Source organism: Streptomyces sp. AA4 (genome assembly GCF_000158875.1).
Taxonomy (GTDB): Bacteria; Actinomycetota; Actinomycetes; order Mycobacteriales; family Pseudonocardiaceae; genus Amycolatopsis.
Map to the genome: position 1 here is coordinate 5099879 of NZ_GG657746.1, position 9288 is coordinate 5109166.

6 protein-coding genes, 1 tRNA gene and 1 pseudogene are annotated in these 9288 nt (G+C 71.8%); 2 read left to right on the forward strand and 6 right to left on the reverse strand.

Translation table 11 applies throughout. The annotated features are described in order from the left end of the window. Positions 1-21: 21 nt before the first annotated feature. From nrfD to SSMG_RS23370, 6 genes are all read right to left on the reverse strand, one after another. On the reverse strand, positions 22-969 hold the full coding sequence (nrfD, locus tag SSMG_RS23340) for an NrfD/PsrC family molybdoenzyme membrane anchor subunit (RefSeq protein WP_009080026.1): 948 nt from the start codon (positions 967-969) through the stop codon (positions 22-24). Next, positions 966-1796, reverse strand: a complete 831-nt coding sequence (locus SSMG_RS23345) for a 4Fe-4S dicluster domain-containing protein (protein ID WP_009080028.1) — start codon at positions 1794-1796, stop codon at positions 966-968. The genes nrfD and SSMG_RS23345 overlap by 4 nt, the downstream gene beginning before the upstream one ends. Continuing rightward, a complete protein-coding gene (fdh, locus tag SSMG_RS23350) occupies positions 1789-5001 on the reverse strand; it encodes a formate dehydrogenase (RefSeq protein WP_199841083.1) in 3213 nt (1070 codons plus the stop codon). Before fdh ends, SSMG_RS23345 begins: the two co-directional genes overlap by 8 nt. A 5-nt stretch (positions 5002-5006) precedes the next feature. Further along, positions 5007-6761 carry a selenocysteine-specific translation elongation factor gene (selB, locus tag SSMG_RS23360; RefSeq protein ID WP_009080034.1) on the reverse strand — a complete coding sequence of 585 codons (1755 nt, stop codon included), beginning with the start codon at positions 6759-6761 and terminating at the stop codon, positions 5007-5009. Next, on the reverse strand, positions 6752-8035 hold the full coding sequence (selA, locus tag SSMG_RS23365; protein ID WP_009080036.1) for an L-seryl-tRNA(Sec) selenium transferase: 1284 nt from the start codon (positions 8033-8035) through the stop codon (positions 6752-6754). Before selA ends, selB begins: the two co-directional genes overlap by 10 nt. After that, positions 8035-8129: transfer RNA gene (locus SSMG_RS23370), tRNA-Sec, on the reverse strand. The genes selA and SSMG_RS23370 overlap by 1 nt, the downstream gene beginning before the upstream one ends. Positions 8130-8183: 54 nt before the next feature. On the opposite strand from SSMG_RS23370, the gene selD reads away from it, so the two are divergent. Together selD and SSMG_RS43730 are read left to right on the forward strand one after the other, a co-directional pair. Further along, complete coding sequence (selD, locus tag SSMG_RS23375) at positions 8184-9170, forward strand: selenide, water dikinase SelD (RefSeq protein ID WP_086024902.1); 987 nt, start codon at positions 8184-8186, stop codon at positions 9168-9170. Then, positions 9166-9288: pseudogene (locus SSMG_RS43730) on the forward strand (tRNA (guanosine(37)-N1)-methyltransferase TrmD); the annotation flags it as partial. The gene selD and the pseudogene SSMG_RS43730, both read left to right, overlap by 5 nt.

Here is a 9288-nt window from a genome sequence, read left to right on the forward strand (position 1 = left end):
GTGAAGGGCCCGTTGAGGGAATCAGATTCCCTCAACGGGCCCTTCACGGACCGCTTCGCGCTGCGCGAGCCGTTCCCGCTGCGGGACCACGACGTACTTCGGGTCCTTTGTGGACTCCACCCCGGCCGCGTACACGCCGAAGCGCGTGCACAGCCCGGAAGCCAGATAAGCCGCCCCGGAGGCAACGCCCGCCACGCGATTGCGACGCGCGGCCAACGACAACGCCGCTCCCGCCGCGGTAAGCACCTTGGCCGCCTTCAGCAACCGCCCGGCACGGCCGGTGCGGTACGGCTCCGAAGCCAGCCCCAGACCGGTCTCCAGGTGATGCTCCGCGGCCAGCTCCGCCGCGGCCCCGGCCAGCCCGGCCCGCACCACCGGCCCGTTTTCCTTCTTCGGCACGGCAATCAGCGCGATCCCCGCCCCGCTGGTCAGCGCGCTGCCCGCGAACAGCACGGGCAGCGTCCCGTGCGCTTCGTGCCAGGACGGGGTCGCCGTGTCGGCCAGCAGCACCGCGGTGTACGTGCACATCGCCGGGCCCAGCACCCCCGCCCCTACGCCGGCCAACCGGCCGAGCCGGGGGAAACGCCCGGTCAGCGTGGAAAACGCCGCGCCGGCGGCCAGGCCGGAGAACGGCGACAGGATCCACGAACCCACCGACAGCGGAGAGGTCGGCTTGAACACGCGCAGCATGTTCAGGAACCGAGTCGGCTTGCCGAGGTCGTGGATCAGCGCCACGACGCTGGCGATCGACCCGCCCGAAGCCGCCAGCCGGCCGACCTTGGCCAGCTCCGGACGTCCGGTGGCGTCGGCCAGCGCGGCCAGCGACGCCGACGCACCGGCCGCGCCGCCGAGGAACAGGTACAGCGGGACGTCCGGCTGCTTCCAGGCGGGCTCTTTGAGGATCGGCCTGCCGTAGTAAGACCGGAATTCGGCGGGCTCGACCATCTCCCGTTCGCGGCGCGGGCTCATCGGCGCCGTCCCAGGAACGAGACGACCAGCGCCGCGGCCGCCCCGGCGGCGGTCGTCGCGGCCCGCTTCCACATCCGCGGCAGGTCGCGGGTCGTCACGACCGGGTCCGGCGGGAAGCCGTAGACCTCGGGTTCGTCCAGCAGCAGGAAGAACGCGCCGTCGCCGCCGACCCCGTCGTCGGGGTCGTGCCCGTAGAGCCGCGCCTCCGGCACGCCGTCCTCGTGCAGCGCCGACACCCGCGCGCCGGCGCGTTCGCGGAGTTCGTCCAGCTCGCCGAACTGGATGGAATCCGTCGGGCAAGCCTTGGCGCACGCGGGTTCCATCCCCGCGCCCAGCCGGTCGTAGCAGAGCGTGCACTTGAACGCGCGGCCGTCGCTCTCCCGTTTCTCGATCACCCCGTACGGGCACGCCGGAACGCAGTAGCCGCAGCCGTTGCAGATGTCCTGCTGCACCACGACCGTGTCGAATTCGGTGCGGAACAGCGCGCCGGTCGGGCAGACGTCGAGGCAGGCCGCGTGCGTGCAGTGCTTGCAGACGTCGCTCGACATCAGCCAGCGCACGCCCGGTTCTTCCGGCTGCTGGCCCGGGGCTCCGACCGTCGGCATCCCCAGGTCGACCGCTGGCTGTTCGATGAACGCCACGTGCCGCCAGGTGTTCGAGCCGAGGTCGCCGGTGTTGTCGTAGGACAGCCCGAGCAGGTCCGGCGCGCTTTCGGCCTCCGGGACGCCGTTCCACTCCTTGCACGCGACCTCGCACGCCTTGCACCCGATGCACACCGACGTGTCGGTGAAGAAGCCCATCCGGGGCTGGGCGCCGTACTCAGCCATTCGCTCGCCTCCGGTACTCCGCCACGAACTCCAGCAGCGCCGGCCCGCGCGGCCGCCGTCCGGGACGGATGTCGCAGGTGGCCGCCTTGGCCTCCTGGATGTGCACGTTCGGGTCCAGCACGATCGACAGCAGGTCGTTCGCCGCGTCGCCGCGGGACAGGCCGTTCGGGCCCCAGTGGTACGGCAGCCCGACCTGGTGGACGGTGCGGCCGCGCACCTTGAGCGGTTTGATGCGATCAGTGACCAGCACGCGAGCCTCGATCGCCGTCCGCGCCGACACGATGGTGGCCCAGCCGAGGTGCACCAGCCCGCGTTCGGCGGCCAGCGCGGGCGAGACCTCGCAGAAGAACTCCGGCTGCAGTTCGGACAGGTACGGCAGCGTCCGGCTCATCCCGCCCGCCGTGTGGTGCTCGGTGAGCCGGTAGGTGGTGAACACGTACGGGTAGACCTCGCTGCGCGCCGGGTTGTACTGGTTCACCGGGCTGTCCAGCGTCTGCCGCACCGGCGAGGACTGCTGGCTGTACAGCGCGTTGCCGACCGGGCTTTCGAACGGTTCGTAGTGCGTGGGCAGCGGACCGTCGGCCAGCCCGGCGGGGACGTACAGCCAGGCTTTGCCGTCGGTCTGCATGATGAACGGATCGCGGCCGCTCAGCGCGTCCTGTGCCTTCGCCCCGTCCGGCGGCTCGTAATCGGGTGGCTTGGTGGCTTCGAAGTCCGGGACGTCCGGGCCGGTCCACTTGGCTTCCGCGGCGTCCCAGTAGACCAGCTTCTTGCGTTCGCTCCACGGTTTCCCGTCCGGATCCGCCGAGGCGCGGTTGTACAGGATCCGCCGGTTCGCCGGCCACGCCCAGGCCCAGCCGTTCGCGATCCAGTCCTGTTCGGAGCCGGGCTGCCGGTTCGCCGCGTGGTTGTGCCCGTCGGCGCGGACGCCGCAGTAGATCCAGCAGCCGCACGACGTCGACCCGTCGTCCTTGAGCTGGGTGTAGGACGAAAGCGGACCGTCCGGGCCGTGGCCGTTGATCTCCGCGAGCACGGATTCCGCGCTCGGCTCGGCGGTCGGGCCCTCGGTCGGATAGCTCCAGGCGAGGTCGCGCAGCGGGGCGTCGCGCTCGCCGCTGCCGGCGCGTTCCCGGATCAGCCTGCCGAGGTGGTAGTAGAACCACAGGTCGCTGCGGGCGTCGCCGGGCGGTTCGACCGCTTTGTGGTGCCATTGCAGCAGCCGCTGGGTGTTGGTGAAGCTGCCGTCCTTTTCGGTGTGCGCGGCGGCGGGCAGGAAGAAGACCTCGGTGCCGATCTCCTCGGGCTTGAGTTCGCCGGTCTCGATCTCCGGGCCGTTCTTCCAGAACGTCGCGCTCTCGATCAGCTGCAGGTCGCGGACCACCAGCCAGTCGAGATTGGCCAGCCCGAGGCGCTGGAACTTGCCGTTGGCCGAGCCGACCGCCGGGTTCTCGCCGACCAGGAAGTACCCCTTGCACTCCCCCGCGATCTGCTTCTGGACCGTCGCGTACGTCCCGTGGTCGCCGGTCAGCCGCGGCAGGTAGTCGAAGCGGAAGTCGTTGTGCGGCTGGGCGCTGTCTCCCCAGTACGCCTTGAGCAGGCTGACCGTGTACGAGCGCATGTTGCCCCAGAACCCGGTCTTGCCCGCGTCGGCCTCGACGAAACTGTCGAGGTCCAGGTGCTGGTGCGCGTGCGGCATCGGGATGTAGCCGGGCAGCAGGTTGAACAGCGTCGGGATGTCGGTCGAGCCCTGGATGCTGGCGTGCCCGCGCAGCGCGAGGATGCCCCCGCCCGGACGGCCGATGTTGCCGAGCAGCGTCTGCAGGATCGAGGCGGTGCGGATGTACTGCGCGCCGACCGTGTGGTGCGTCCAGCCGACCGAATACACCCAGGCCGTGGTGCGGTCGCGGCCGGAGTTCGCGGTGATCGCCTCGGCGATTTCGGTGAACTGCTCGACCGGCAGGCCGCAGATGTCGGCGACCGCCTCGGGCGTGTAGCGGGAGAAATGCCGTTTGAGGACTTGGTAAACGCAGCGCGGATGCTGCAGCGTCTCGTCGGTCTTCGGCTTCGTTTCGATCGCCGCGCCGCCGCTGCCGTACGACTCGGCGCGCGCGGAGGACTGGTGCTTCTCGCCGCCGTGGTGGCCGCCCGGCTGGTCCGGGTCGCGGGCGCCGGCCGCCGGGCTCGCGTCGGCGTCCTCATACGCCCAGGTCGAGTTGTCGTACTGGCGGTTTTCCGGGTCGAAACCGGAGAACAGGCCGTCGAGGTCCTCGGTGTCGGCGAACTCCTCGGTCAGGATCGCGGCGGCGTTCGTGTAGGCCACCACGTACTCGCGGAAGTCCAGCTCGTTCTGCAGGACGTAGTTGATCAGCCCGCCGAGGAAGGCGATGTCCGAACCCGCCCGCACCGAAGCGTGGACGTGCGCGACCGCGCTAGTGCGGGTGAACCGCGGGTCGACGTGGATGATCTTCGCGCCGCGGGCCTTCGCCTCCATCACCCACTGGAACCCGACCGGATGGCATTCGGCCATGTTCGAGCCCTGGACGACGATGCAGTCGGCGTTGGCGAGGTCTTGCTGGAACGTCGTGGCGCCTCCACGACCGAAGGAGGTCCCCAGACCGGGAACCGTGGCGGAGTGTCAAATACGGGCCTGATTTTCGATCTGTATCGCGCCGAGCGCGGTGTACAGCTTCTTCATCAGGTAGTTCTCTTCGTTGTCCAGGGTCGCGCCGCCGAGGCTCGCGAAGCCGAGCGTGCGGTTGAGCTTGCGGCCCTGGTCGTCGATGTCCTGCCACGTTGCGGCGCGGGTTTCGAGCACCCGGTCGGCGATCATGTCCATCGCCTGGTCGAGCGACAACCGTTCCCAGTCGGTGCCGTACGGCCGGCGGTAGAGCACTTCGGTGACGCGGCTCGGGCTGGTCACGAGCTGTTTGCTGGCCGAACCCTTCGGGCACAGCCTGCCGCGCGAGATCGGCGAATCCGGGTCGCCCTCAATCTGCGTGACGGCGCCGTCCTTGACGTACACCTTCTGCCCGCAGCCGACCGCGCAATACGGACAGACCGAACGGACTACCTTGTCGGCGTCCTCGGTGCGCGCGTGCCAGTTTTCCGAACCGCGGGATTTCGCCGCCGAGGCGCGCGCGGTGCGGTCGGGACCGGTCAGCTGCCGGTACACCGGCCAGCCTTCGATCCACTGCCGCATGCCCATGCCTGTCACGGTAATCCGTTCTCCGGGCGCGCGCAGCACGTCCGGCGGGTCCCGTCGCCGAGCGGTTCGGTGAGCCCGGCCGCGTCGAGGTGCTCCAGCAGCGGGATCATCACGCGGCGAGTGCTGTCCAGCGCCTGCCGCGCCCGCGACACGGTGAACGGCTCGCCGAGCGCGGCCAGCACCTCCGCCGCGCGCTCCGGTGCGTCCGGGCCCAGCACCACTCCGTCGGCGATCGCCCGCACCCGGCCCACCCGGACGGCGGCGGCCAATTCCCGTTTCCCCAGACCGAGTTCGCGCAGTTCGTCGGCTTCCGGCGCGCGGAACGGGTGCTCGGCGAAGCGCGCTTCGAGGACTTCGAGAGCGGCTTCCACTTTGGCGGTCAGGCCCGCGCCGGGCTTGCGGACGAGCCCGTCCTCGCGAACCAGCCCGCCGGTGAGGATTGCCGGGACGAGTTCCGCGTCCGGCAGGCCGAGCCGCTGCCGGAGCGCTTCGACGGGGATTCCCGCCGCCAGCGGATGTTCTCGAGTCCAGTCCGCGACCACCTCGGCGACCTCCGCGCGCAACCGGCTGAGGTGGGCCGGGTCGGCGTGCCAGCCGCCGATCCGTTCGCCGGCCTCCGGCAGCCCGAGCGCGCGGAAGTCCTCGTGGCGCACGAAACCCTCGCGGCGGAGGCAGTCCGAGCCGGGTTCCCACGCGGCCAGTTCTTCGCCCCGGGCTCGGGCGGCGCCGCGGCGCGCGAGCGACGGCGGCCGGACGTCCAGCACGTCGAATCCGGCCGGGATCCGGTGCTCCCCCGGGTCGCGCAGCAGCCCCCGGTCGCCCGTCCGGAGCGGCAGCGGGCTCGCCAGCACGAGCCGCGCGGTGTCCGGTCCGAGCGGGCGGACCCGGGCCGGCACCGCCGCGGACCCGAAGTGCAGCACGAGATTCCGGTGCAGGTCACCGGACGGCGCGCCGCGCAACCGGACGTCGAATTCGGTCGCCGGACGCCACGCCCCCGGGGTCAGCAGGACGTCGCCCCGCCCCACGGAATCCTTCGGCACGCCGCGCACGTTCACCGCGACCCGAGCCACCGCGGACACGCTTTCGCGCGGTTCGCCGAGCGCCTGCAACCCGCGGATCTGCACCCGGTTCGCGCCGAGCGTCAACTCGTCGCCGACGCGCAGGGTGCCGCCGCCCAGGGTGCCGGTGACGACGGTGCCAGCGCCTTTGATCGTGAACGCGCGGTCGATCCAGAGCCGGACGTCCGCGTCCAGGTCCGGCGGCGGCAACCGGCTGGCCAGCTTGGCCAGCTGCGCCCGCAGTTCTTCGAGCCCTTCGCCAGTCGCCCCGCTGACGCTGACTGCGGGCACCTCGCCGAGCGCGGTCGCCCCGATCTCCTCCAACGCCGCCGCCGTCGCTCTCGCGGGGTCGGCACGGTCGGATTTGGTGACCGCCAGCAGGCCGTGCCGGACCCCGAACGCGTCCAGCGCCGCCAGGTGTTCCGCGGATTGCGGCATCCACCCCTCGTCCGCGGCCACGACGAACAACGCGGCCGGGACCGGGCCGACGCCCGCCAGCATGTTCGGCACGAACCGCTGGTGCCCGGGAACGTCGACGAACGCGATTTCCTCGCCGCCCAGCCGGGTCCAGGCGAAGCCGAGGTCGAGGGTCAGGCCGCGGCGGCGCTCCTCGGCCCAACGGTCCGGTTCCATGCCGGTGAGCCGCCGGATCAGCGTGGATTTCCCGTGGTCGACGTGGCCGGCGGTGGCGATCACCCGCATCGGCGGACCGCCTCCCGCAGGGTCGCGTCGTCTGCCGGGGAAACCGTCCGGAGGTCGAGCAGGCACCGGTCCCGCACGATCCGGCCGACGACGGCGGGCTCGCCCAGCCGCAACGCCTCCGCGTACCGGACGGGCAGCGCGACCGCCGCGCTGGGCAGCTCGACTCCGGGCGCGCCGCCGCCACCCACGACCGCGGTCGAATCCACGGCCTCGGCGGCCACCCCCGCGTCCCGCAACGATCGGGCTAGAGCTTCGGCACGCTGGTGAAGCCCCTCCGCGAGAAGCGCCGCCCGCACAGGTGGTTCCGGCCCGCGAAGCGTGGCTTCGAGCGCGGCGAGCGTCAGTTTGTCGACCCGCAGCGCGCGAGCCGCAGGGTGCCGACGCAGCTGTTGCACCAGTTCGGCGTCTCCGAAGAGCAAGCCCGCCTGCGGCCCGCCGAGGAGCTTGTCTCCGCTCGCCGTCACGACGTTCGCGCCGTCGGCCAGCGCGGTCGTGACGTCCGGTTCGTCCGGCAGCAGCGGATGCGGCGCGAGCAGCCCGGACCCCACGTCGGCGACCACCGGCACGCCGAGCCCGGCCAGTTCGGCGAGGCTCGCTTCCGAGGTGAAGCCGGTGACCCGGTAGTTCGAGGGATGGATCTTGAGCACGAATCCGGTGTCCGGACCGATCGCCGCCGCGTAATCCGCTGCCGAGGTCCGGTTGGTGGTGCCGACTTCGCGCAACCGGGCACCGGTCGAGGCGAGCAGGTCCGGGATGCGGAACCCGTCGCCGATCTCGACCAGTTCGCCGCGGCTGACCACGATTTCCTTGCCGGGAGCCAAGGTCAGCGCGCACAGCAGCAACGCCGCCGCGTTGTTGTTGACCACGTGCACCGCTTCCGCGCGCGGCACCGCCTCCGCCAGTGCGGCCAGCGTGCCGCGGCCGCGTTTCGCGCGTTCCCCGGTTTCGAGCGAGAACTCCACGTCCGTGGCGCCGCCCGCGGCCACGATCGCGTCCAGCGCGGCGGCGGACAACGGCGCACGCCCGAGATTGGTGTGCACGAGGACGCCGGTCGCGTTGAGCACCGGACGCAGCGACGACACCGTCGCGGGCAGCCGGGCCACCACCTCCGCGACGACCTCGCCGGGCTCGATCTCGCCCGCCCGCGCCCGCTGCTGCGCCGCCGCGACCAGCGATTTCACCAGGTCGCGGCCGAGCGTTCCGGCGGCTTTCGCGATCCTCGGCTCGCCGAGCACGGCGTCGGTGCGCGGGATCGCCCGGCGCGGGTCACCCATGGCGGAGGCGGACGGGAATCGAACCCGCCAGCGGCAGGACCTGCCGCTCAACGGTGTTGAAGACCGCGCCGGTCACCAGGCCGGATACGCCTCCCTGGGGCATTCCGCCATCCTGCCAAGACCGTCGCGCCCCCGCATGATGAAACGCATGAGGCTGACCCAGTACGCCCACGGCGGCGGCTGCGCGTGCAAAATCCCGCCCGGCGAGCTGGAATCGATCGTCCGCGGCCTGTCCGGCGCCGCCCCGCAGGACCCGCCCGGCGAACTCCTGGTCGGCCTCGACGACGGCGACGACGCGGCGGCCGTGCGGATCGCCGGGAACATCGCCCTGATCGCGACGACTGACTTCTTCACCCCGGTCGTCGACGACCCGTACGACTGGGGCCGGATCGCCGCCGCGAACGCGCTGTCCGACGTGTACGCGATGGGCGGCGTCCCGGTGGTCGCGGTCAATCTCCTGGGCTGGCCGCGCGAGGTGCTGCCGTTCGAACTGGCCGCGGAGGTGCTGCGCGGCGGCCTGGACGTCTGCGCGGAAGCCGGCTGCCACCTGTCCGGCGGGCACAGCGTCGACGACCCGGAGCCCAAGTACGGTCTCGCGGTCACCGGCACCGCGGACCCGGAACGCTTGCTGCGCAACGATTCGGGCAAGCCGGGCACGCCGCTGACGCTGACCAAGCCGCTGGGGATCGGCGTGCTGAACTCGCGGCACAAGGCCACCGGCGAACGCTCTGAAGAGGCGATCGCCGCGATGACCACGCTCAACCGCGCCGCGTCGGCCGCCGCGCTGGCCGCGGGCGCGGTGTGCGCGACCGACGTCACCGGGTTCGGCTTGCTCGGCCACCTGCACAAACTGGCCCGGGCGAGCGGAGTCACCGCCCGGCTGGACCCGGCGGCCGTCCCGTATCTCGAGGGTGCGCGGGAGGCGCTGCGCGACGGTTACGTCAGCGGCGGCACTCGCCGGAACCTCGACTGGGTGCGGCCGCACGTCGAGCGGTCGCGGATCTCCGAAGAAGAGGCGCTGCTGCTGGCGGACGCGCAGACGTCCGGCGGACTGCTGGTGGCGGGCGAGCTTCCCGGCTACCCCGTGGTCGGCGAGCTGGTTCCCCGCACCGACCACACCATCGTCGTGGGCTGACTACGAGGGCATCGACCAGCGGGTCGTGGACGACGCTGCCCGCCGGATGCCGGTCGACGAGGTCTCGATCGGCGACTACGTGCTGGTCGGGGGAGAGGCCGCGGTGCTGGTGATCGTC

Excerpts from the sequence above, each read along its gene's own strand:
- SSMG_RS23345 (WP_009080028.1), bottom strand. The coding sequence starts at position 1,796 with ATGGCTGAGTACGGCGCCCAGCCCCGGATGGGCTTCTTCACCGACACG.
- selB (WP_009080034.1), bottom strand. The coding sequence starts at position 6,761 with ATGCGGGTGATCGCCACCGCCGGCCACGTCGACCACGGGAAATCCACG.
- selA (WP_009080036.1), bottom strand. The coding sequence starts at position 8,035 with ATGGGTGACCCGCGCCGGGCGATCCCGCGCACCGACGCCGTGCTCGGC.
- selD (WP_086024902.1), top strand. The coding sequence starts at position 8,184 with ATGAGGCTGACCCAGTACGCCCACGGCGGCGGCTGCGCGTGCAAAATC.
- nrfD (WP_009080026.1), bottom strand. The coding sequence starts at position 969 with ATGAGCCCGCGCCGCGAACGGGAGATGGTCGAGCCCGCCGAATTCCGG.